This window comes from Roseobacter litoralis Och 149 (genome assembly GCF_000154785.2).
Taxonomy (GTDB): Bacteria; Pseudomonadota; Alphaproteobacteria; order Rhodobacterales; family Rhodobacteraceae; genus Roseobacter; species Roseobacter litoralis.
On sequence record NC_015730.1, the window covers coordinates 2,490,193 to 2,513,671 of the forward strand.

22 protein-coding genes are annotated in these 23,479 nt (G+C 57.9%); 11 read left to right on the forward strand and 11 right to left on the reverse strand.

What is annotated here, in order from left to right; all coding sequences use genetic code 11:
- Positions 1-45: 45 nt before the first annotated feature.
- The 7 genes from RLO149_RS11790 (at position 46) to lexA (ending at position 5,542) form a co-directional block, all read left to right on the forward strand.
- Entirely contained in the window at positions 46-627 is a 582-nt protein-coding gene (locus tag RLO149_RS11790) for an anthranilate synthase component II (protein ID WP_013962321.1), read from the forward strand.
- Entirely contained in the window at positions 624-1,643 is a 1,020-nt protein-coding gene (gene trpD, locus RLO149_RS11795) for an anthranilate phosphoribosyltransferase (protein ID WP_013962322.1), read from the forward strand. The genes RLO149_RS11790 and trpD overlap by 4 nt, the downstream gene beginning before the upstream one ends.
- On the forward strand, positions 1,640-2,311 hold the full coding sequence (locus tag RLO149_RS11800; RefSeq protein ID WP_044025327.1) for a uracil-DNA glycosylase: 672 nt from the start codon (positions 1,640-1,642) through the stop codon (positions 2,309-2,311). Before trpD ends, RLO149_RS11800 begins: the two co-directional genes overlap by 4 nt.
- A complete protein-coding gene (gene trpC, locus RLO149_RS11805) occupies positions 2,308-3,120 on the forward strand; it encodes an indole-3-glycerol phosphate synthase TrpC (protein WP_013962324.1) in 813 nt (270 codons plus the stop codon). The genes RLO149_RS11800 and trpC overlap by 4 nt, the downstream gene beginning before the upstream one ends.
- A 1-nt stretch (position 3,121) precedes the next feature.
- Positions 3,122-3,601 (forward strand): cyclic pyranopterin monophosphate synthase MoaC, encoded by a 480-nt coding sequence (gene moaC, locus RLO149_RS11810; protein ID WP_013962325.1) that lies wholly within the window; start codon positions 3,122-3,124, stop codon positions 3,599-3,601.
- A complete protein-coding gene (locus RLO149_RS11815; RefSeq protein ID WP_013962326.1) occupies positions 3,598-4,770 on the forward strand; it encodes a molybdopterin molybdotransferase MoeA in 1,173 nt (390 codons plus the stop codon). Before moaC ends, RLO149_RS11815 begins: the two co-directional genes overlap by 4 nt.
- Positions 4,771-4,840: 70 nt before the next feature.
- The gene (gene lexA / locus RLO149_RS11820; protein WP_013962327.1) at positions 4,841-5,542 is read left to right on the forward strand and encodes a transcriptional repressor LexA; all 702 of its coding nucleotides are present in this window, start codon (positions 4,841-4,843) and stop codon (positions 5,540-5,542) included.
- On the opposite strand, the gene RLO149_RS11825 is transcribed toward lexA, so the two are convergent.
- Entirely contained in the window at positions 5,536-7,647 is a 2,112-nt protein-coding gene (locus tag RLO149_RS11825; protein ID WP_013962328.1) for a ComEC/Rec2 family competence protein, read from the reverse strand. The two genes, lexA and RLO149_RS11825, sit on opposite strands and share 7 nt — an antisense overlap.
- Positions 7,648-7,671: 24 nt before the next feature.
- Between RLO149_RS11825 and gltX the strand changes: the two genes are divergently transcribed.
- From gltX to RLO149_RS11840, 3 genes are all read left to right on the forward strand, one after another.
- The gene (gene gltX, locus RLO149_RS11830) at positions 7,672-9,072 is read left to right on the forward strand and encodes a glutamate--tRNA ligase (RefSeq protein WP_013962329.1); all 1,401 of its coding nucleotides are present in this window, start codon (positions 7,672-7,674) and stop codon (positions 9,070-9,072) included.
- 106 nt (positions 9,073-9,178) lie between these two features.
- Positions 9,179-10,474, forward strand: a complete 1,296-nt coding sequence (gene gltA, locus RLO149_RS11835) for a citrate synthase (protein ID WP_013962330.1) — start codon at positions 9,179-9,181, stop codon at positions 10,472-10,474.
- A 288-nt stretch (positions 10,475-10,762) separates the two neighbouring features.
- Positions 10,763-11,080 carry a hypothetical protein gene (locus RLO149_RS11840; protein ID WP_013962331.1) on the forward strand — a complete coding sequence of 106 codons (318 nt, stop codon included), beginning with the start codon at positions 10,763-10,765 and terminating at the stop codon, positions 11,078-11,080.
- Positions 11,081-11,085: 5 nt separating this feature from the next.
- Here RLO149_RS11840 and RLO149_RS11845 read toward each other — a convergent pair whose 3' ends face one another.
- The 10 genes from RLO149_RS11845 to RLO149_RS11890 form a co-directional block, all read right to left on the reverse strand.
- The gene (locus tag RLO149_RS11845; protein ID WP_013962332.1) at positions 11,086-11,862 is read right to left on the reverse strand and encodes an enoyl-CoA hydratase-related protein; all 777 of its coding nucleotides are present in this window, start codon (positions 11,860-11,862) and stop codon (positions 11,086-11,088) included.
- Between the two features lie 70 nt (positions 11,863-11,932).
- On the reverse strand, positions 11,933-12,388 hold the full coding sequence (locus tag RLO149_RS11850; RefSeq protein WP_013962333.1) for a cytochrome c-type biogenesis protein: 456 nt from the start codon (positions 12,386-12,388) through the stop codon (positions 11,933-11,935).
- Positions 12,385-14,355, reverse strand: coding sequence for a heme lyase CcmF/NrfE family subunit (locus RLO149_RS11855; RefSeq protein WP_013962334.1), 1,971 nt, complete (start codon positions 14,353-14,355; stop codon positions 12,385-12,387). Before RLO149_RS11855 ends, RLO149_RS11850 begins: the two co-directional genes overlap by 4 nt.
- 58 nt (positions 14,356-14,413) lie before the next feature.
- Positions 14,414-15,004, reverse strand: coding sequence for a holin family protein (locus tag RLO149_RS11860; RefSeq protein ID WP_013962335.1), 591 nt, complete (start codon positions 15,002-15,004; stop codon positions 14,414-14,416).
- Positions 14,995-15,606 carry a holin-associated N-acetylmuramidase gene (locus RLO149_RS11865; RefSeq protein ID WP_013962336.1) on the reverse strand — a complete coding sequence of 204 codons (612 nt, stop codon included), beginning with the start codon at positions 15,604-15,606 and terminating at the stop codon, positions 14,995-14,997. The genes RLO149_RS11860 and RLO149_RS11865 overlap by 10 nt, the downstream gene beginning before the upstream one ends.
- Positions 15,607-15,684: 78 nt before the next feature.
- A complete protein-coding gene (ccmE, locus tag RLO149_RS11870; RefSeq protein WP_013962337.1) occupies positions 15,685-16,128 on the reverse strand; it encodes a cytochrome c maturation protein CcmE in 444 nt (147 codons plus the stop codon).
- 7 nt (positions 16,129-16,135) lie between these two features.
- On the reverse strand, positions 16,136-17,164 hold the full coding sequence (argC, locus tag RLO149_RS11875; protein WP_013962338.1) for an N-acetyl-gamma-glutamyl-phosphate reductase: 1,029 nt from the start codon (positions 17,162-17,164) through the stop codon (positions 16,136-16,138).
- A gap of 30 nt (positions 17,165-17,194) precedes the next feature.
- The gene (locus RLO149_RS11880; protein WP_013962339.1) at positions 17,195-18,004 is read right to left on the reverse strand and encodes a glutamate racemase; all 810 of its coding nucleotides are present in this window, start codon (positions 18,002-18,004) and stop codon (positions 17,195-17,197) included.
- A 24-nt stretch (positions 18,005-18,028) separates the two neighbouring features.
- Positions 18,029-18,913 (reverse strand): lysophospholipid acyltransferase family protein, encoded by an 885-nt coding sequence (locus RLO149_RS11885; protein WP_013962340.1) that lies wholly within the window; start codon positions 18,911-18,913, stop codon positions 18,029-18,031.
- Between the two features lie 73 nt (positions 18,914-18,986).
- Complete coding sequence (locus tag RLO149_RS11890; protein ID WP_013962341.1) at positions 18,987-22,385, reverse strand: indolepyruvate ferredoxin oxidoreductase family protein; 3,399 nt, start codon at positions 22,383-22,385, stop codon at positions 18,987-18,989.
- 168 nt (positions 22,386-22,553) lie between these two features.
- Between RLO149_RS11890 and RLO149_RS11895 the strand changes: the two genes are divergently transcribed.
- Entirely contained in the window at positions 22,554-23,459 is a 906-nt protein-coding gene (locus tag RLO149_RS11895; RefSeq protein WP_013962342.1) for a LysR family transcriptional regulator, read from the forward strand.
- The last annotated feature ends 20 nt before the right edge of the window (positions 23,460-23,479 follow it).

Here is a 23,479-nt window from a genome sequence, read left to right on the forward strand (position 1 = left end):
GCGCGCGAGGCCGAGGTCTCCAGCCCTGATTGCAAAGTTTTGACCATGTTGCTGCTGATCGACAACTACGACAGTTTTACCTACAATTTGTTGCACTATTTGGGCAGTTTAGGCGCCGATGTCGAGATCAGGCGCAACGATGCGCTGACTGTTCAGGACGCAATGGCGATGAATCCGGCGGGAATCCTCTTATCGCCCGGTCCTTGCGACCCGGATCAGGCGGGAATCTGTCTCGCCTTGACGCTTGCAGCCGCCGAAACAAAAACGCCGCTCATGGGTGTTTGTCTGGGGCATCAGACCATCGGGCAGGCCTTTGGCGGCAAGGTCGTGCGCGCCGACGAAATCGTGCATGGCAAACTGGGTGAAATCAAGCACACCGGCAAGGGTCTATTTCAGGGGCTGCCGACCCCTTTTGCTGCGACCCGGTATCATTCGCTGGTCGTTGAGAAAGACAGCCTGCCCGACAGCCTGATGGTAACGGCAGCGCTCAGCGATGGCACGATCATGGGGCTGCAACATCGCGAACTGCCCATTCACGGCGTGCAGTTTCACCCCGAATCCATACGGTCCGAACACGGGCATGCGCTGTTGCAGAACTTTTTGAGTGACATGAAGGTTCCAGCATGAGCGATGCATTGAAACCGTTGATCGGGGCTGCGGCGGACCGGGCCCTGAGCCGCAGCGAAGCGGAAGAAGCCTTCAAGATCCTGTTCGAGGGCGAAGCAACACCCAGCCAGATTGGCGGGTTTCTGATGGCGCTGCGCACGCGTGGCGAAACCGTTGCCGAATACGCAGCTGCGGCCTCCGTGATGCGCGCAAAATGCCACGCGGTCAAAGCCCCTGATGGAGCTATGGACATCGTCGGCACGGGCGGTGATGGCAAGGGAACCCTCAATATTTCTACTGCAACGGCCTTTGTCGTGGCAGGCGCGGGCGTCGTGGTGGCCAAACATGGCAATCGCAACCTCAGTTCCAAATCCGGTGCGGCGGATGCATTGACCCAGATGGGCCTGAACGTCATGGTCGGCCCGGATGTCGTTGAAAAAGCGCTGGCCGAGGCTGGCATCGGTTTCATGATGGCCCCCATGCATCACCCGGCCATCGCACATGTGATGCCGACGCGCGCCGAACTTGGCACCCGCACCATCTTTAACATCCTTGGTCCGCTGACAAACCCCGCAGGTGTCAAACGCCAGCTGACGGGTGCCTTTTCACGCGATCTGATCCGCCCCATGGCGCAGACGCTCGGAGAGTTGGGATCGGACAAGGCGTGGCTGGTGCATGGATCCGATGGGACCGATGAGTTGACCATTACAGGCGTGAGCTGGGTTGCGGCACTCGGTCTGGATGGCACCGTGACAGAGATGGAAGTTCACCCGGAGGATGCTGGCCTGCCCGTCCATCCGTTCGAAGCTATTGTTGGCGGAACGCCCGCAGAAAATGCAGCGGATTTCAAAGCACTGCTTGCAGGAAAAGCATCCGCGTATCGCGATGCGGTCTTGCTGAATGCAGCTGCGGCACTGGTAGTGGCTGACGTGGCAAACAACCTGAAAGACGGTGTTGAAATGGCCGCGACATCTATCGACAGCGGTGCCGCGGCGCAAAAGATCAAGGCCGTCGCAAAGATCACGCAAGCCGCGTGAGCGAGCGTTCCTTGAAGAGACTGGGGGCATGGCGCGCGCTGCCCTTTTTTGCAGATACATGGCCGGACATATGCGACGTTCTCAAGAATGAGACCGCGCCGGTATTACCGCCTGCAGATGACATCTTTGCCGCTTTTGCGCGCACCCAGCCGCAGCAAACGCGCGTCGTGATCCTTGGTCAGGACCCCTATCCGACACCCGGTCACGCCCATGGGTTTGCCTTTTCCGCCAGCGCCCAAACACGCCCCTTGCCCAGATCGCTGTCCAACATCTTCAAAGAGATGGAAGCGGACCTCGGTGCCGCGCCCCCGCATGCCGATCTGAGGTTTTGGGCCGATCAGGGCGTTTTGCTTTTGAACACGGCGCTGAGCGTCCGCGCCCATGATGCCGGGTCACATGCAAAGATCGGATGGCATGTCCTGACGCAACAGGTGCTCGCACATCTTGATGATCAGCCGCGCGCTTTTCTGCTGTGGGGAGCGCATGCGCAAAAAGCGGCGCGCGATGTTGATCCGATCCGTCATCTGAAGCTAGAGACCGCGCATCCTTCGCCCCTGTCTGCGCGGCGTGGCTTTTTCGGCTCACGCCCCTTCAGTCGCGTGAATGACTGGTTGCAGGCGCAGGGCCATCAGGCCATAAACTGGAGCAATCCGCCGGAGGCACCATGACCCAGTCCATCCTTGATAAGATCAAAGCCTACAAACTCGAAGAGATCGCCAGTGACAAGGCCGAAACACCGCTTGAAGCCGTGGAGGCCATGGCCCGCGCGGCCAGCCCTGTCAGACCCTTTGCCGAGGCTCTTTTTCGGGCCTCGACCGAAGGCTATGGATTGATCGCCGAGATCAAAAAGGCCAGCCCCTCCAAGGGACTGATCCGGGCTGATTTTGATCCCGCCGTGCTCGCGGCTGCATATGCAGAAGGCGGGGCAACCTGTTTGTCCGTTCTGACGGATACGCCCAGTTTTCAAGGGGCCAAGGAATATCTTGTGGCGGCGCGTGCGGCTTGCGATTTGCCGGTGCTGCGCAAGGATTTCATGTATGACCCTTATCAGGTGGCCGAAGCGCGCAGTCTGGGTGCAGATTGCATTTTGATCATCCTTGCTTCCGTCAGCGATGCGCAGGCGCAGGAACTTGAGGATGCCGCATCGGAATGGGGCATGGATTGCCTGCTTGAGGTGCACGACGCCGAAGAGCTCGAACGCGCGAGCTTTCTGAAAAGCCGGTTGATGGGCATCAACAACCGCGATCTCAAGACCTTTGAAACCTCTCTGGACACAACGCGGCAGTTGTCGAAATCAGTTCCGGCCGACCGGTTGATCGTGTCTGAGTCTGGGCTGAACACGCCCGAAGAGCTGGCCGATATCGCACGTTATGGCGCGCGTATCTTCCTGATTGGGGAAAGCCTGATGCGGCAGGATGATGTTGCGCTGGCAACGAAAAAGCTGCTCGAAAGACCCGCAATGGCGGGGGGAATGTAGCGTGACCGGCAAGCTGACCCATTTTGATGGGAAGGGCGATGCCCAAATGGTGGATGTCGGGGATAAGGCAGTCACAGATCGCATTGCAGTGGCATCTTGCTACATTAAGATGAAGCCGGAAACCCATGATATTATTACAGAAGGACGCGCAAAGAAAGGCGATGTGCTTGGGGTCGCGCGTTTGGCAGGGATCATGGCGGCCAAACGGACATCTGACCTGATCCCCCTGTGCCATCCGCTGCCGATCACCAAGGTTGCCGTGGAGCTTACGCCTGATGCGCAATTGCCGGGCGTGCAGATTGAGGCTACCGTCAAAACAACGGGACAGACCGGCGTCGAGATGGAGGCGCTAACCGCCGCCAATATCGCCGCCCTCACCGTCTATGACATGTGCAAGGCGGTTGATAAGGGCATGGAGATCGGTGGTCTGCATGTCGTTTTGAAAGATGGCGGCAAATCCGGCCGATACGAGGCACCATGATCTCTGTCGCTGAAGCGCTGGAGCAGTTGTTCGCGCTGGTGGAAGAGGTCGACAGCGAGATCGTACCGCTGCGCAACGCCGCTGGCAGGGTGCTGGCCAAGGACGCCGTCGCGGCGCGCACGCAGCCTCCGTTTGCCGCCTCCGCCATGGATGGCTATGCCCTGCGCGCGACTGAAGTTGAACCGGACGCCATGTTCAAGGTCATCGGTGAAGCGGCGGCGGGACATGCGTTTGATGGTCGCATCGGACCCGGCCAATGTACGCGCATTTTTACTGGTGCGCCCGTTCCCGAAGGGGCAGATCAGGTCGTCCTGCAAGAGGATGTGACCCGGCGCGGCGATCTGATCACGCTGGGCCACAAGGTGGAGGCGAAATCCAACATCCGACCTGCGGGCGGTGATTTCAAAACCGGCGACGCGCTTAAGGCGCCGCGTGTGCTGTCCCCCTCCGACATTGCATTGCTCGCGTCGATGAACATCGCCGAGGTGCCGGTGGCGCGCGCGCCCACGGTGGCGATCGTTGCGACGGGCGATGAATTGGTCGCCCCCGGCGAGGACCCCGGCCCGGATCAGATCATCGCCTCAAACAGCTATGGGCTGGCCGCTTTGCTGGAAAAACATGGTGCGACGTGCCGCCTGCTGCCAATTGCGCGAGACACTGAGGAAAGCCTGACGGCAGTCCTTGAGCTTGCTGCATCCGCTGATCTGATCATCACCATTGGCGGCGCGTCTGTCGGCGATCACGATCTGGTCGCGCCGGTGGCGGAGAAAATGGGCATGGAACGCGCCTTTTACAAAGTGGCCATGCGCCCCGGTAAACCGCTGATGGCCGGACGGCTTGGCGCGGCGGCGATGGTTGGTTTGCCCGGAAACCCGGTGTCAGCGATGGTGTGCGGCACGATCTTTGTCGTACCCCTTCTGCGCGCCATGCTAGGGCTGGGTCGTGCAGCGGCCCCGCGACGCCGCATGCAGCTTGCACAAGCGCTTTCGCCCAACGGGCCACGCGAGCATTATATGCGCGCCTGCATAACTGCCGAAGGGTTGATCGCATTTGACCGGCAGGACAGCTCCTTATTGAGCATTCTGTCGAGCGCGGATGCCTTGTTGGTCAGGCCCCCGCATGCGCCAGCGCAGCCAATAGGTGCTCTTGTGGAGTACATCGATCTGTAAAGGTTTTGTTGACACAAAACAGGAACATGAATAGAACAAAAGCAAATCAGGCCTCGGAGGACCAAAGAAGATGCTCACCAAGAAGCAGTTGGATTTGCTGGAATTCATTCACAAACGCGTGCAGCGGGACGGCGTTCCCCCAAGTTTTGACGAAATGAAAGAGGCGCTGGACCTGCGGTCCAAATCCGGCATTCACCGGTTGATCACCGCCCTTGAAGAACGCGGCTTTATCCGCCGCCTCGCCCACCGTGCCCGCGCGATTGAGATCGTGAAACTGCCCGAAGCCTTGGGCGGAGCGGCGCAAGGCAGATTTACCCCACGGGTGATCGAAGGCGACAAACCCGATGCGCCACTGCCCGCAGGTGCGCAGGCCGTAAGCAGCGCAGACGCGGTGTCCCTGCCGCTGGTGGGTCGCATTGCAGCCGGTTTACCGATTGAGGCGATCAACCAGAATTCCGCCAGCGTGGCCGTTCCGGGCCAGATGCTTTCGGGCAAGGGCGATCACTATGCGCTTGAGGTCAAAGGCGATTCGATGATCGACGCCGGGATCAATGACGGCGATGTGGTGGTTATTCGCGAAACCTCCGCAGCCGATAACGGCGACATTGTTGTGGCCCTGATCGAGGACCACGAGGCGACGCTGAAACGTTATATGCGCCGGGGCAGTTCTATTGCGCTCGAAGCCGCCAACCCGGCCTATGAGACGCGCGTATTTACCGAAGACAAAGTAAAAGTGCAGGGTAAACTGGTCGGTCTGATCCGCACCTACTGATTACGCTCCTTGGGTGCGCGCCATCTGGTCCAGAGGCGCGTGCCCGTGACATCCCGAACCGAGACAAGGCGCAAACCGGCCTTGTCATGGTGGATGGCGACGGCTCCGACACTGCGCAGGCGTATGGGGTCAAACACATCACAATCGAACGAGGATGGGCCTAATTCAACTGAGCTGACGAGGATATCCTGTTTGCCACATCCCTCAAATGCGGCTGCGGCCCGTTTGCCTGAAAGGTGCATTAACTTACCCCCGTCCGGCAACAGGCCCGCCGCGCCGGAATTCCAACGCCCGGCGGCATCCACCTGCCCAGTCGCATCGCCATCGTTTTCCAGCCAGTTGCGCGCAATGAACCCTGCCCCCTTTGGTTTGCTGAGCGCGCGGCCGTTTTCGGTCATGACACCGACAAGGGTGCCGTTTTCCGCGATCAGGCCCATCGGACGCACGGTCCCCTGCCAGAGCAAAAAGGCGAGGATCACCGGGACGACACCGATCAGCCGGGCGCGTCCCTGCCACAGAACCAGCCACAAGAACCCCAGCGCGATCATCGGCAGCACGACGGCTCCGGGACCAGCAACATATGAGCGCGCGCCATCAAGCGCCGCCACGAAAGCGCCGACTTCCAAGATCCAGCGTAGCCCAACGCCCATGATCCACAGGCCCAGCCAATCCAATCCAAGCGGTGCAAGGCACAGTGCCAGAACCGCCGCCGGGACCACGACGCTGCCCATCACCGGGACGGACAGCAGGTTCGCGATCAACCCATAGTGTGAAATCGTGTTGAAATGCGCCGCGCCAACGGGCGCTGTGGCCAGTCCTGAAATGCCCGATGCCAGCAGAACCGCCACGACCGGCTGCACCCATTTCGGCCCGATCATGATCTTGTAATCCCGCATGAAACCAAAAACGGCCACCAGCGCCGTGGTCGCGGCGAATGACATCTGGAAACCCGGCCCCAGCAAGGCTTCGGGGCGCAGAACCAGCACGATGATTGCCGCAATCGCGACGGAACGCAGGCTGATTGCGCGCCGGTTGACCATGATGGCACAGAGCGCCACGGCGACCATGACAAAGGCACGCTCGGTCGCGACATTGCCACCTGACAGGGCGAGGTATCCGCTGGCGACAATCAACGCGCCACCCGCCGCGAGTTTACGCGTCGGCCAGCGCAGCGCAATCGGCGGGATCAGTGCCAGAATGCTTCGGATGAGACCAAAGACGAAGGCTGTCAGCAGCCCCATGTGCAACCCCGAAATTGCCAGCAAGTGCGCAAGATTCGATGCCCTGAGATCATCGAGCGCCTGCTGGCTGATGGCAGATCGCGCGCCCGTCGTGACCGCCACCGCAAAGCCGCCGGTATCGCCCGGCAGCACGTTCAGGATGTGTTCGGCCGCCGCCATGCGCACGCGAAAAACCGCAAGCCCCGCGTTGCCTTCGCTCGCCGGGGCGATCGCCAGAATGGGCACGCGTGTGTAGCCAACCGCGCCGAGTTGCGCAAACCAGGCGTGCCGTTGAAAGTCAAAACCACCCGGTTCGACCGGCCCGCCGGGGGGCGACAAATGCCCCGTTGTCATGATGCGCATGCCCGGCGCAGGCGTCACGCTATGGCTTTGATCGCCGTGCAGCGAGATGCGCACGCGCAGCGGGGTGCGTTCGGGGCGCAGGTTTTCGAGCGCGACCTCATCAAGGGTAATGCGCAGCGCGTCAGAGCCGCTGCGATCAAGGTTGACCACGCGCCCCTCGATCGGGCCATAGTAACGCCAGCCCATCACCGGGCCGGACATATCATGCGCGCGGTGCGCGGCGAGTAGAAAGCCCGTGGCCACAAGCGTCAACGCAATGGCCAGCGGGCTGAACGCCTCACCCAAGAAGCGCGACAGCACGAGCACCAGAACCGCCCCGCCCGCAAGCGCTGCAAGATGCGCCAGCGCTGGTTCAAATCGCAGGGAAAAATAAAGGCCGATGCCCACGGCCAGACAAACCGGTGCCCATTCAAAGAGATACCCGCGCTGATGCAGCAATTGTGATCTGATGCGTGCAAGCAGCACCGTCTTGCCCCCGTTCACTGCACTAGATAGACACGAGGCTAGAAATACGCTCCCCATGGTTACTGAAAGGTAAACGCAAGCATGACTGCGCCCGTTGTTACTCGTTTCGCGCCCTCCCCGACTGGTTTTTTACACATTGGCGGGGCGCGCACGGCCCTGTTCAATTGGCTCTATGCACGCGGCAGGGGTGGGAAGTTTCTGCTGCGTATTGAGGATACCGACCGCGCCCGCTCAACGCCCGAGGCCACGCAGGCCATTCTGGACGGGATGGCATGGCTTGGTCTGGACCATGATGGTGAAATTGTGAGCCAATTTGACAACGCGGAACGCCATGCCGCCGTGGCCATGGACCTGCTGGCTGCGGGCAAAGCGTATAAATGCTTTGCCACGCAAGAGGAAATCAGCGCCTTTCGGGAAGCGGCGCGCGCCGAAGGCCGTAGTACGCTATATCGCTCGCCCTGGCGGGACGTCGCGCCGGACGAGCATCCGGATGCACCCTATGTCGTCCGGATCAAAGCACCACAGAATGGCGAGACCATCATCCATGATCAGGTGCAGGGGGATGTTAACATCCGCAATGACCAATTGGACGACATGGTGCTGTTGCGGTCCGATGGCACGCCTGTCTACATGCTGGCGGTCGTTGTCGATGATCATGATATGGGTGTGACGCATGTGATCCGCGGCGACGACCACCTCAATAATGCAGCGCGGCAGATGATGATTTACAATGCCCTTGGCTGGGATGTGCCGGTCTGGGCGCATATCCCGCTGATCCACGGTCCGGATGGCAAGAAACTTTCCAAGCGGCACGGCGCACTTGGTGCGCAGGAATATCAGGTCATGGGCTACCCTGCTGCCGGCATGCGCAATTATTTGGCGCGATTGGGGTGGAGTCACGGAGACGATGAGTTTTTCACAGATGCGCAGGCCAAGGAATGGTTTGATCTCAGCGGAATCGGTAAAAGCCCCGCACGATTTGACACCAAAAAGCTCGAAAACCTGTGTGGGCAGCACATCGCCTGCGCGGATGATGCCGCGCTGCGGCAAGAAGCGGAGGCTTTCCGGGTCGTCTCCGGCCAGCCCGCACTGACCGCGTCACAATCACACATGTTTGAAACGGCCATGTACTGCGTCAAAGAACGCGCGAAGACCTTTCCAGAACTCTTTGAAAAAGCTCACTTTGCTTTGACTGAACGCCCGATAACACCAGATGAGAAAGCGGCGAAATCGCTGGATGATGTATCCCGTGGTATACTGAGGGAATTGACGCCGCAGTTGCAAAATGCTAGCTGGGACCGAGAAAATCTAGAGGCGACTTTAAACGCGTTTGCTCACAGCAAGGATACCAAGTTTGGTAAACTCGCCGGTCCTTTGCGCGCTGCCCTGGCCGGGAAATCTGTTACGCCTTCTGTATTTGATATGATGCTGGTTTTGGGTCCGGAAGAGACCTGCGCACGGCTGAACGATGCTGCTGATTGACGGCCCCTGCGGTACAATTTCAGAAGCGCATAGAAGCGCCTGATCCTAAGGCATCAGGCACCGGGGCGCAGAGTGCGACCTGCAATGATGAATGGAAGGACCACCTATGGCCGAAAGCACAAAATCAGCGACACTGACCATCGATGGCAAAGAAATCGAACTGCCCATCTATAGCCCAACCGCCGGGCCGGACGTGATCGATATTGGCAAGCTCTATGCGCAGGCAGGCGTTTTCACGTATGATCCGGGGTTCACGTCGACCGCAAGCTGTGACAGCACGATCACCTTTATCGACGGGGGCAAGGGCGAGTTGTTGCACCGCGGCTATCCGATTGATCAACTGGCGGGCAAGTCGCACTATCTTGAGGTCTGTTATCTGCTGCTCTACGGCGAACTGCCGTCTGCCGCTGAACTGGAGAAGTTCGAAGGGCTGATCACGCATCACACGATGCTGCACGAGCAGATGCAGAACTTCTTTCGAGGGTTCCGCCGCGACGCGCATCCAATGGCCATTATGGTCGGCGTAGTGGGCGCGATGTCTGCCTTCTATCATGACAGCACCGATATTTCCGACGCAGACCAGCGCGAGATCGCCAGCCACCGCCTGATTGCCAAAATGCCGACGATTGCGTCATGGGCTTACAAGTATTCCATCGGGCAACCCTTTATCTATCCGCGCAATGATCTTGATTACGCATCGAACTTCCTGCGTATGTGTTTCGCTGTGCCTGCGGAGGATTATGAGGTTAATCCGATCCTGAGCCGTGCCATGGACCGTATCTTTACGCTCCATGCGGATCATGAGCAGAACGCCTCGACCTCTACGGTCCGGCTGGCCTCCTCCTCTGGTGCCAATCCCTTCGCCTGTATCGCCGCCGGGATTGCTTGCCTTTGGGGGCCTGCACATGGCGGGGCCAACCAAGCCTGTCTGGAGATGCTCAAGGAGATCGGCACACCGGACCGCATCCCGGAGTTTATCGCGCGGGCTAAGGACAAAAACGACCCCTACCGCCTGATGGGTTTTGGCCACCGCGTGTACAAAAACCACGATCCACGCGCCACGGTGATGAAGCAAAGCGCCGATGAAGTGCTGGAATTGCTCGGCGTTGAGAACAACCCCGTGCTGCAGGTCGCCAAAGAATTGGAAGCGGCAGCACTGGCCGATCCGTATTTCTCCGACAAGAAGCTCTTCCCGAATGTTGATTTCTACTCAGGCATCATTCTGGAGGCGATGGGTTTCCCCACGTCAATGTTCACGCCAATCTTTGCCGTGGCGCGGACAGTAGGCTGGATTTCTCAGTGGAAAGAACAGCTTAGCGATCCACAGCACAAGATCGGTCGCCCGCGCCAGCTCTATCTTGGTGAAGTGACCCGCGATTACTCCGATATCGAAACGCGCTGACGGTTTCGAAGTCAGCGAAGGAAAACGGGCTGAAACGTGATGCGTTCCAGCCCGTTTTCTATCAACCGACGGGCGAATCGAAGCCTGTATGAATCGTTAAAGCCCATGCAAATTAACTTAACTGTTCACGCCAACAGCAGTTGAATATGGCACTTTTGTGGTATTGTTTCGACACTTGTCACAATGTTTCCATAAAATTGACGCCACCCCTCTGACGGCTCTATCTTGTCGGCACTGAGCGCGCATGCGCACGGACGAGAGCAGTAGAAAAATCGCGAAGGAAACGTGGTGGGAATACAAAGATGCCGCGATCAGGTTTACACATCAGCAGAGCAGCAAGCACGCCACCTCCACTTTAATCTGACGCCCCCGCCCGGGCCTGAAGGCGCTGTCATCGAGACAGAGCACGGCGCAGATCATGGCCAGATTGCCGTTTACTACGATCATGTCGACAAGCCGCCAGAAATTACGATTTCGCGCAGCGCATGGCCTGTGCAGACGGTATTGGCAGACGGCGTTGCCGTGGCGATCGTGGCGGGTGCAAACGAACCCGAACTACACAAGGAAGACGTTGTTCTGATTGCGCGCTATACCGCGCCGCGCTGACGCCGTTACCGCCCCTCGAAACGCGCGGCGCGTTTCTCGGTAAACGCCAAAACACCTTCCTTGAAGTCCCGCGTTTTTCCGCAGGCGCCCTGTTGGCGTGCCTCCAACGTCAGTTGGTCCTCGAAGCCATTGTCCCAGCTGCCGCGCAAAACCGACTTGATGGCCGCATAGGTTGCGGTTGGTCCTTCAGCCAGATGCGTTGCACGCGCTTTCCAATGGGCATCGAACTGATCGTCCGCCACAGCCTCCCAGATCATGCCCCATTCATCGGCCTGTCGCGCTGTGATCCGGTCGGCAAAAAGCGCGGCCCCCATCGCCTTTGCGGCCCCCATGGTACGCGGCAAAGTATAGGTTCCGCCCGCATCCGGGATCAGACCGATACGCGAAAATGCCTGCATGAAAAACGCGCTTTCCGTTGCAATAACTACGTCCGCGGCAAGGGCAAGGTTTGCGCCTGCACCTGCTGCTGCGCCGTTGACCGCTGCAATGGTTGGCACGGGGCATCCGACAATCGCGCGTATCAGAGGGGCGTATTCATCGCGCAACGTCCGTTCAAGATCAAGGTTGGCGGCACCCGGTCTGTCCCCAAGGTCTTGCCCGGAACAAAACGCCGAGCCGGCACCTGTCAGCACCACGACCCGCGCCGTTCGACCCGCTTGCGTGATGGCGTAAGTCAGCTCCGCCCGCATCTGTGTGGTGAGGGCGTTCATCTTTTCCGGCCGGTTCAGAGTGATCACAGCCACCCCGTCGTCCAGCGCATAGGTCAGCGTTTGGTATTCCATGAAACTTCCTTCACTTCGCATGTGGTCCGACTTTATAGCGTTTGACCATATGCGAAAGTGAAACGAAACGTCATTCTTTCAGGATTTCCTTGAGGCGGGCGGCCTCATCAACGCTTAAAGCGTCTTCTTGCGGTGCACGTGCAGAATCCCGGCCCCGCAGATAGAAAAAACCAACAGTCATCGCCAGCAGCAGCATGAACGGCCCCGCCGCCCACAGCATCCAGTTCGAACCGCCGATGGTCGGTTTGAGCAGCACGAATTCACCGTAGCGCGCGACCACGAAGTCGACGACTTCCGCGTCGCTATCCCCTTCCACCAGCCTGTCGCGGACCAACAGACGCAAATCACGCGCGATATTCGCGTGGCTTTCATCGATGCTCTCGTTTTGACAGACCGGGCAGCGCAAGCCTTTTGAGATCTCGCGCGCGCGCTCTTCCATAACCGGATCAGCCAGTATTTCGTCTGGCTGCACTGCAAGCAGCGAACCGGGCAAAAGCAGAAGTATGATCAGAAGAACCCGGATCATTCTGCGGCTACCGGTAGCGCGGACGACTTGTTGCGCGCGCCTGCGGCGACGCGGAACCGACGGTCAGACAGGCTGAGAAGCCCGCCAAGTGCCATCAGGCCACTGCCAATCCATATCCAGTTGGTGAGCGGTTTGACATAGGTCCGTACCGCCCAGCCCCCATTCGCCTGCTCATCACCGATGACCACGTAAACATCACGGATAAGGTCATAATCAATCGCAGCCTCGGTCGTCGGCATCTGTGCCACCGGATAAATGCGCTTTTCCGGTTTCAGTTGTGCAATTTCGCGACCATCCTGCGCCAGCGTGATATAGCCGGTGGTAGACAGGAAATTCGGCCCCTCGTAATTGCTGACCTTATCCAGCGTGATGGTATAGCGGCCGACCTCATAGGGTTCGCCAAACTGCGCAACCCGGATGTCTTCGTATTGCCAGGCCATGATCCCACAGACGCCCATCATCGTGATACCGACACCGGCATGAGCAACCATCTTGCCCCAGTCTGCCCGCGGCAGTCGCCAGATTCGCGCCCACCGCTCCGGACCCCGGCCCGCACGTTGGATGAAATCGATGATCGTGCCCATCACGATCCAAGCCGCGAGGAAGAGACCAATCGGCCCAAGAAGGCTGCGACCAGATTGCATCGCATAGGCAAGACCACCAATCGCCAACGCAAGGACAAACACATAGCGCAGCGGTTTCAGGGCGCGCGCGATATGCGCCCGCTTCCAAGGCATGGCTGACCCGATGGGCAGCAGAATGCCAAGGACAAGCATGAAGGGCGAAAAGGCCATGTTGAAGAACGGCGGCCCCACGCTGAGCTTGCGGTCAAAAAACATCTCGGCCACGAGCGGCCACATGGTGCCGACAAAGACAACAAAGCACGACACAGCCAGCAACAGGTTGTTCGCAACGAGCGCGCTTTCACGGCTGACGACACCAAAAACGCCCCGCGCCTCCATCGCGCCTGCCCGGAAAGCAAAGAGGATCAACGCGCCGCCCATAAAAAAGCCCATGATCATCAGGATGAACACACCACGTTCCGGGTCATTCGCGAAGGCATGCACCGAGGTCAAAAGACCCGAGCGGACAATGAATGTACCAATCAGTGAAAAACCAAAGGCGAGAATGGCCAGCAGTATGGTCCAACTTTTGAGGCTTTCGCGCTTTTCCACCACGATGGCGGAGTGCAGCAAGGCAGCAGCCAGCAACCACGGCATGAAGGATGCATTTTCAACCGGGTCCCAGAACCAGAAACCGCCCCAACCCAATTCGTAATAGGCCCACCAAGAACCAAGTGCGATACCAATTGTCAGGAACACCCAGGCCGCCAGCGTCCAGGGACGCACCCAACGGCCCCAAGCTGCATCGACACGCCCTTCAATCAGGGCGGCGACCGCGAAGCTGAACGCCATGCTAAGGCCAACGTAGCCCAGATAGAGAAACGGTGGATGGAAGGCCAATCCCGGGTCCTGAAGGAGCGGATTGAGATCCTGGCCGTCAAAGGGCGGCACGGCAAGGCGCGTGAACGGGTTCGACGTAAAGATGATGAACGCAAAGAAAGCGACACCAATCGCGGCCTGCACACTCAGCACGCGGGCTTTCAGCGTCGGCGGCAGGTTGCCACCAAACCAAGCCGCCATCGCGCCAAACAGCGCAACAATCAGCACCCAGAGCAACATGGACCCTTCGTGGTTGCCCCATGTACCGCTTATTTTGTACAGCATTGGTTTGGCCGAGTGGCTGTTCAGCGTCACCAAATGCAGACTGAAGTCCGACACAATAAATGCCCACATCAGAGCACCAAATGAAAACGCCGTCAGCAAAAACTGAGCGTTTGCCGCAGGTTCCGCAACGGCCATCCAGGATGGCCATCGTTTATGGGCACCAATCAAAGGAATGACCGTTTGTACGATGGCAACCATGAAGGCGAGGATGAGGGCGAAGTGTCCGAGTTCTGTAATCATACCCAGACTATAAGCCGCCGGGAGCGTTCATCCAACGATAATCGGATGGTTTAAGTGATCACTTTGTCGCGGGGGTTGCGCTGGTGCTCTGCCAGTCTTCAAGGGCTGCATTGCTGTCGGGCTGAAGCGCCACGGCCTTCAACCGCACATCCCCTGCGGTATCTGCCGTCCCGGGTGTCGTGGCCCGCAAGCTCCGCAACATGCCGATATTTTCGACGACTTTCGGGGCAAGAGCCACGCTTTTGGCGATGGATTGCTGGAATTGTTGGCTTTTGACCTGATGCCGCGCGCCAAAGTAAAAAGATACGATCACCCCGAGCAACCACCACAAAGGCTCTGGCACCAGAGCAATGCCCTGCATGCGCGCCGCGAACCAGATCGGATCAACCATCGCCGCGAGGAACAGCCCAAGCGTTCCCAGCGCCAGTGCAGGGCGTGGCACGCGGTTCACGCCATCCATGACACGGTTAAAGGCGGAGTCTTTCGCACTTTCAAACTCACGTCCGTATTGGCCCAACGCCTCAATACGCAGTTCCTGAGCACGGGCGGCGTCTTCTTCGGCATTCGCCCTGAAGACTTCAACAGTTTCCTTTACGACGTTACGCTCATTGCCAAAAACGATGCTGAGCAATCCTCCGATCAAGCCCATGCTGCGACCCTTTCCTTAAACTGTTGATCTGTCAGGTGATACCGCGCAGAGATGAACTCTTCCGCGCGTTTGATCCAACCGCCTTTGCCACCTGCCCGTGTCTTTGCGAATTTGCGGCTCGCAGACCGGCGGTCTCCGATGCGGAAATAGTAATTACGGCGCGCAATACCGTAGGCATCCACCAAATGATCCGGCGCATTCGCAAATGCGGCCTGCGCGGCCCCAATGCTCTTGGGCCCCAATGCGCCATCGACAACCAGATCGTGGCCCATATCGCGCAGCAAACGCTGCAGAATTTTCACTGCATTAGACCCGGCATTCACATACATGTCGAAAACGGTGGCGTGCATTGGCTGCGGCAACATCGCGATCAGTGGTTTTTGAAAATAGTGTTTTTCAAAGATATCGATCGCCTGATCGACGGTTAGCGCCCGCACGTCGGCTTCGGTAACGGACCCATCATGATCAAGATCAAGCCCGAGCCTGCGCATTGTGTGAATGGTAACGCCAAAGTTTGTTGCCCCGCCGGGATCGTCGGGGTCATTTACGAACCCGCCTTCTCGCCGCACGATTTCCTTTGCGATCTCACGAACTGTTTGCATCTTGCTACCTTTGCCCCGGATTTCTCCACGCAAAGATCAAAGCTATTTATTAAAATCGTTTAACCACAGCGTACGCAATCAGCCCTCAGTACCTTTGTATACACCCTGTTCTTTCAGCATGTCGACGACCTCAGCAGGCATGTAGGTTTCATCATGTTTCGCAAGTATTTCAGATGCTTCGAAGACGCCGTTGATGTAACTTCCCGTGCCGACCATACCTTGGTTCTCTTCAAACAGATCAGGCAACACACCGGTGTAGGTGACCGGGACAACACCGTTGCCATCTGTCACGCTAAAGCGGATCGTTTTACCTTGCCCGCGCACGATTGAGCCCTCTTCAACCAAACCGCCAATCCGAAACACTTCGGAGGGCGCGGGTGGTTCGGCCAATATCTGCGTTGGTGCGCGAAAAAAGTTGATCCCGTCGCGCATTGCATACCCGATCAGCGCCGTCGACAAGACAAGCGCGACGGTCGCGAGCGCTATGACTTGAATGCGTCTTTGCTTCTTTAGGTTTTTCATATCCGCCTCACGGAAACAACGGTGCCATCATCAGCCCCTCGGTCTCCTCAATATTTAACATCAGGTTCGCATTTTGCAACGCCTGACCGCTTGAGCCCTTGGTCAGGTTGTCCAGCGCCGCCACCACCAGCGCACGGTCCGGCTGCCTGTCCGCAACAACGCCGATATGGCAGAAATTTGAACCCCTTACGTGCCGCGTGCTTGGCGTTTGACCGAGGGGCAATACGTCGACAAACGGCTCGTTTGCATAGGCTTGCGACAATGTGTCGTGGATCTGCGCCGCGTCACCGCGCAGATATCCGGTTCCAAGAATGCCCCGGTTGGCCGGGATGAGATGCGGTGTAAACTGGACCTGAACCGGCCGTCCCGCGATCTGTGAAAACTCCTGATCAAATTCACCGAGGTGCCGGTGCGTGCTGCCCGTTGCATAGGCGTGGTAGCCTTCGGACAGCTCTGCGTGCAGCAGGTTCTCTTTGAGGCTGCGCCCCGCCCCGGAAACCGCGCACTTCAAATCCAGAATGATATTGTCCAGATCAATGACACCTGCGGCAATCAAGGGGCGCAGCATATATTGACCCGTCGCCGCGTTGCACCCGGTGCCTGCAACCAGCCGCGCGGTTTTTATGTCATCGCGATAGAATTCCGTCAGCCCATAGACCGCCTCGGCTTGTTGCGTCAGTGCTGAATGTTTGTTGCCGTACCACTTTTCGTAGTCATCCGGATCGCGCAGCCGAAAATCCGCGCTGAGGTCGACGACTTTAAGGTCCGGGGGCAATGCCGCAATTACGCTTTGGCTGGTCTTGTGCGGCAAGGCGCAAAAACACAAATCGATGTTTGCAAAGTCAATCTGATCTATTTGCAAAAGCGTTGGCAGGTCCAGATGACGCAAGTGTGGAAACACCTGCGCGACTGATTGGCCCGCTTTCGAAAAAGCTCCCAATGCAGTAATTTTTAGCGAAGAATGCCCCGCAATCAAGCGGATCAGTTCGGCGCCTGTATAACCAGAGGCACCAAGAATAGCGATGGAGTAAGTCATGTTGATTGTCCGTCAATAAAGAGTGTCAGATCAGGCGGCTGAAAACTCGATACGTCGTCGCAAAAACTGCGTGGCCCGGTCGCTGACACGGCCCGGGTCCCCGGTCGTCAAAAACACAGGGCTGCCCGTCCCGTGCATCTTGGGGTGCCGTTCGAGGTAGTCGGCCAAACTATCCGCCACCAGATTGGCCTGGCTGAACACGCGCACGTTTTCGCCTAAGGCTTTCTGAAATATGTCCTGCATCAGAGGATAATGCGTGCAGCCCAGAATTGCCGCGTCAGGTGTCGGCATTTTCCTCTGCAATGCGTCCACATGGCTGCGCACCAGCGCCTCGGCGAGCATCATGTCACCGTCCTCAATCGCATCCACAACACCGCCGCAGGCCTGCGCCTCAACATCGACACCAATCGCACGGAACGCGAGCTCGCGCTGAAACGCCCGGCTGGCCACGGTTGCTGGCGTCGCGAACAGCGCGACATGTTTCACGCCGACCTCTCGTGGCGGCGAATTATCCCCCCACTGCCGTTCCGTCATGGCTTCAATCAAGGGCACAAAGACACCGAGAACACGCTTGTCGTCCGGCACCCATGACTCCTGCATCCTGCGCAATGCCGCCGCCGAGGCTGTATTGCAGGCGAGGATCACCAGATTGCAGCCCGTATCAAACAGACGCGCGACCGACCGACAGGTCAGATCGTAAATGTCATCCGCCGTGCGCACGCCATAAGGCGCATGCGCACTGTCAGCCAGATAGGCAAAGGACACATCCGGCAGCCGTGTCTGGACCGCATCAAGAACGGTTAGTCCACCGAGCCCACTATCAAAAATTCCAACTGACATCTGCGTTGCGCCTTTTTGGGCACCTCATCCGACGCGGTGCCGATCTTCAAATTCATACCCCAGATCAAAGCTCTTTGCTGGATCCGGTGACAGCTCATACGTCGCTTTTCGCAAGAAATCCATCATCGCTTTGCTGTCTTTTGCCAAAGGGGCCAGAATTTCCGGACCAATTGGCTTGCCGATTGACATGCGAACCGGGGTATCGACCCTCTTTCCGAACTCGTTGATCAGCAAGCCCATGCGCAGCGTCACATGCATATGACTGGCAATCTGAAACAACCGACTTGTATGCCCGTCAAAGTAGATCGGCAGCACCGAGGCCCCGGATTTCGCGATCATTCTGGCCGTAAAGCCACGCCAGCCGGGGTCCATGGGCTTGGAAAACGGCTTGACCGCAGTGCTGACCGTACCCCCTGGAAAGACACCGATTGCGCCGCCCTGCGACAGATAGTGCAGGGATTGCTTTCGCGTGGCGATGTTGAGCATGCGCGCTTCTTTGGTGTCATCAAAGCTGATCGGCAGCACGATGCGGTTGATATCTTCGGCTTTTCGAAAAACGGAGTTTGCCAGGATTCGGAAATCACCGCGGGTCTGTTCAAGAATGTGCCCCATCATCAGGCCATCCAGAATTCCGTAGGGATGATTGGCAATCACAACGAGCGGCCCCTCACGTGGGATCAGATCCAGATGCCCTTTCACCAAATCCAATGTCAGGCCATAACGCGCGGCCATCACACTAAAAAAATCTTTTCCAGCAGCCACTTCATTCTCATACCCGCGCGCGCGCTTGATGAGGCGCAAACGCCCCGTGGAGTTCTCCATCAAACGGATCACCGCACGGCCACCTTTGGTTTCAGCGCTATGCGCATAACTGATATCTCGGGTTATGTTGCGGCGCAGCGCACCCATCCTAGTCTCCAAACAATTCGGGGCCGAAGTTAAACACTAGTATTCCCAAATTTTTATGACAATGGGTTAACGATTATTCTGCCGCATCAGCAACAGCAGGACCACCCACACGGATGACCGACAAAAGCTCTTCGCGCCGTTTCGCCGCCTTTGCTTCGTTGGTCGCTTTTACCGGCCCGAACCCTTTGATTTGAGCAGGCAATCCCGCCAATGAAACGACCGCATCACGTGTCGCTTGCGTAACCAGCGGGAGAACCTCCGCCATGTCGGCCTCATATTGTTTGATCAGCGCGCGCTCCATACGACGTTCAGCGGTGTATCCAAAAGGATCAAACGGGGTTCTGCGTAAGAACTTCAACTTGGCCAGCAACCGCAATGGGGTTTCGAGCCGGGGGCCAAATTCCCGCTTTTGTGGCCGCCCGTCTGGCCCGGTCTTTGACATCAGCGGTGGCGCGAGGTTGAAACTGAGCTTGAAATCACCTTCAAACTCAACTTTTGCCTTTTCCCGGCTTGTGATCAAAAGCCGTGCGACTTCGTATTCGTCCTTGTAGGCCAGCACCTTGTGATACCCAATTAAAGCGGCTTCCTTGATCGCATTGTCATCAATCCTATCCAATAACTTGAGGTAGCGCCGCGCAAGACGCCCGTTTTGATAGGCCTTGAGGTGGGCAGCCCGGAACGCGATTTTCTCCGCCTGTGTCTTGGGCAAAGCCACAACGTTGGATGTCGTCAGGGCACGCGCTTGTTCACCATGCAAAACGGCCCACCGTCCCACATCAAACGCACGCAGGTTTTTATCAACCGCGGCACCATTCAGTTCAACCGCCTGTCTCAACGCCGCCTCGCTCAGCGGGACATGCCCTTGTTGCCAAGCGGCCCCCAGCATCATCATGTTGGAAAAAATCGAATCTCCCAACACGACGCGCGCGAGCTCTGAGGCATCGAAAAGATCCAGTCGCGACTGCAGGCGTGCTTCAAGTGCGAGTGTCAACCGCTCGCTGGGCAGTCGAAACTCAGTGTCACGGGTAAAGTCACCAGTGATGATTTCATGGCTGTTCACAACAGCCCCTGTTTTTCCCGCCGAGGTCAGCCCGAGGGTCTTTGCCCCTGCAGATACCACCAGATCACCCCCGATCAGCGCATGCGCTTCACCTGCAGATACGCGGATCGCCTTGATATCGCTCGGCTTATTTGCAAGACGACAGTGGATGTGTACCGCACCGCCCTTTTGGGCGAGGCCTGCCATTTCCATGACACCGGCCCCTTTGCCGTCGATGAAGGCCGCCTGCGCCAGAATCGCACCGATGGTGACGACACCGGTGCCACCGACCCCGGTGATCACGATGTTCCATGTGCTTTCAATCTGCGGCAGGTCCGGTGGCGGCAGGTCTGGCAGATCGAACTGCGCTGTGGGCTCTTTGCGAATGCGCGCCCCTTCAAGGGTCACAAAGGATGGGCAAAACCCTTTGATGCAGCTGAAATCCTTGTTGCAGGAAGACTGATCAATGGCACGCTTTCGCCCCAGCTCGGTGTCCTTCGGTACGATCGAGACGCAATTTGATTGGATTCCGCAATCGCCGCAGCCTTCGCAAACGTCGGTATTGATGAACAGGCGTTTGTCAGGGTCCGGAAACAGACCCCGTTTACGCCGGCGCCGTTTTTCCGCCGCGCAGGTCTGAATATACACGATGACAGACACACCAGAGGTCTTTGCAAACCTTTCCTGAACAGTTTGCAAATCCGCGCGCTCATGCAGCTCGACGTCTTTATAGGACTGCAAATCCACGTCTTCTTTATCATCATAGACAACGGCAAGCGTGACGACACCCATCGCACGCACCTCCTGCACAATCCGGGAGGCGGTAAGACCACCGTCGTTGCCCTGCCCCCCCGTCATCGCGACAGCATCATTATAGAGTATCTTGTAGGTGATGTTCGTACCCGCACTGACGGCGGCACGGATCGCCTGAATGCCCGAGTGGTTATAGGTCCCATCCCCGATGTTCTGAAAGACATGGGTGCGGGTGGAAAACGGCGCTTCGCCAATCCAATTGGCCCCCTCACCGCCCATATGCGTAAAGCCCAGCGTTTCACGGTCCATCCACTGCGCCATGAAATGACAGCCGATACCGGCGTAGGCGCGTGAGCCTTCAGGCACTTTGGTTGATGAATTATGGGGGCATCCGGAACAGAAATAGGGCAAACGCGCCGCGATTTCCTCAGCGTTATCCGCCCGCTGCGCATCTTCCAAGGTGGCAAGACCCGCCGCAATCCCATCGGTGTTGCGCCCCTCATCGAGCAGCAGACCACCCAATTTCAGCGCAATCTCAATGGGATCAAGCGCCCATTTGGCCGCAAAGAATGGCGCACCATCGCGCGTCCCGCCGACCACCCGCCGCCCGGCACGGTTGTCAAACAACGCCTCCTTGATCTGCACCTCGATCAATTTGCGTTTTTCTTCAATAACGACAATCAGATCAAGCCCGTCTGCCCAAGGCTCAAACCCCTTGATGTCCAAAGGCCATGTTTGCCCGATCTTATAGGTGGTCACCCCAATTCTGTCGGCTTCGGCCGCATCAATGTTGAGCAGGCTCAACGCATGCTCAAGATCCAGCCAGTTCTTGCCAGCTGCAACGAAACCGATTTTGGCACCGGGCTTGCCCCACACCCGCTTGTCCATTTTATTCGCATGCGCGAAGGCTTCGGCGGCATAACGCTTGTAGTCGATCAGGCGGGCTTCCTGTTCGATCCGTTCGTCCACAAGGCGGATGTTCAGGCCGCCATCCGGCATGTCGAAAGCGGGTGTGACGAAATTATAGCGCTCCAGCCCCGTCTCAACGACACTTGTGACTTCGACGGTGTCTTTCATGGTTTTCACACCGACCCACAGGCCCGCAAACCGGCTGAGCGCAAATCCATAAAGCCCGTAGTCCAGTATTTCCTGCACACCCGCAGGGCTGACAATCGGCATATAGGCGTCAACAAGCGCCATTTCTGATTGGTGCAGCACGGTCGAGCTTTCGCCGGTATGATCATCCCCCATGGCCATCAGAACACCGCCGAATTTCGACGTTCCGGCCATATTCGCGTGGCGCATCACATCACCAGAGCGATCGACCCCCGGCCCCTTGCCGTACCAAAGCCCGAAAACGCCGTCGTACCTGCCCTCACCGCGCAGTTCAGCTTGCTGGCTGCCCCAAAGAGCGGTCGCGGCGAGGTCTTCGTTCAGGCCGGGCTGAAAGGTGATGTCATGGGCAGTGAGCGGTTGCGCCGCACGCTGCATCTGCATATCGACAGCCCCCAATGGTGACCCTCGATACCCCGTCACAAGCCCCGCCGTGTTGAGACCCTCTGCCCGGTCCCGCGCCTTTTGCATCAACATCAACCGGACAAGCGCTTGGGTGCCATTCAGCAGAACCGGAGACTTCTCCAGATCATAGCGATCGTTGAGCGTTATTTTCTCGGAGCTCATCTGATACCTCCTCAGCGGGCGCGCAGGATCGCACCTTTTCTTCAATAATAGGTCACCTATGCTGACATGCCTAGGAAAATTTACGCGAATTCACGCTTTCCCGATCGCCGCCCCTGTCTTTCGTGCCGAGATAGCGCTACCACACTGACAGTGATCGAGAGAGTAGATATGGATTGGGACAAGCTTAGAATATTTCATGCCGTCGCAGATGCGGGATCGCTGACACACGCCGGTGACAAGTTGAATCTGTCTCAATCCGCGGTCAGCCGTCAGATCCGCGGGCTTGAGGAATCATTGAATGCGACCCTGTTCCACCGGCATGCGCGGGGCCTGATCCTCACCGAACAGGGCGAGTTGTTGTTTGACGCAACGGCCGCCATGACACGGCGCCTTGATACGGCGTCCGCGCGCATTCGCGACAGCGAAGAAGAGGTATTCGGTGAGTTACGCGTGACGACCACCACAGGCTTTGGTACATTATGGCTGGCGCCGCGCCTGCCCAAGCTTTATGAAAAATACCCCGATCTCAAAGTTGATCTGATGCTCGAAGAGCGCGTTCTGGACCTGCCAATGCGCGAGGCGGACGTGGCGATCCGCATGAAGGAACCCAGCCAGGCCGATCTGATCCGCAAGAAACTGATGATGATCCGTATGTGCCTTTACGCCACGCCGGATTATCTGGCTGACTACGCCGCACCACAGACGATCGAAGAGATCAAAGACCACCGCCTGATTTGCCAAAACATCGACAGTGATCAGGTCGGCGCAGGTCGAAGCCTCGTGCAGCATCTCATGACGCAGAACATCCGCTCGATGCTGACGGTGAACAACTATTATGGCGTTTTGCAGGGCGTTTTGCAGAATCTGGGGATCGGCGTCCTACCTGACTATGTGACCGAGGATTTCCCTGACCTCGTGCGGGTGCTGCCTGATCTGAGCTCTGCTGACGTGCCTGTGTTCCTCGCTTATCCGGAAGAGTTGCGCCAATCGCAGCGGGTTTCTGCCTTCAAGGACTTTGTGCAGGATGAAATCATCAGCTATCGCAAAAGACTACGCGCAAATTCCGGCGCCTGACCTGGCGAGACATGCGTACG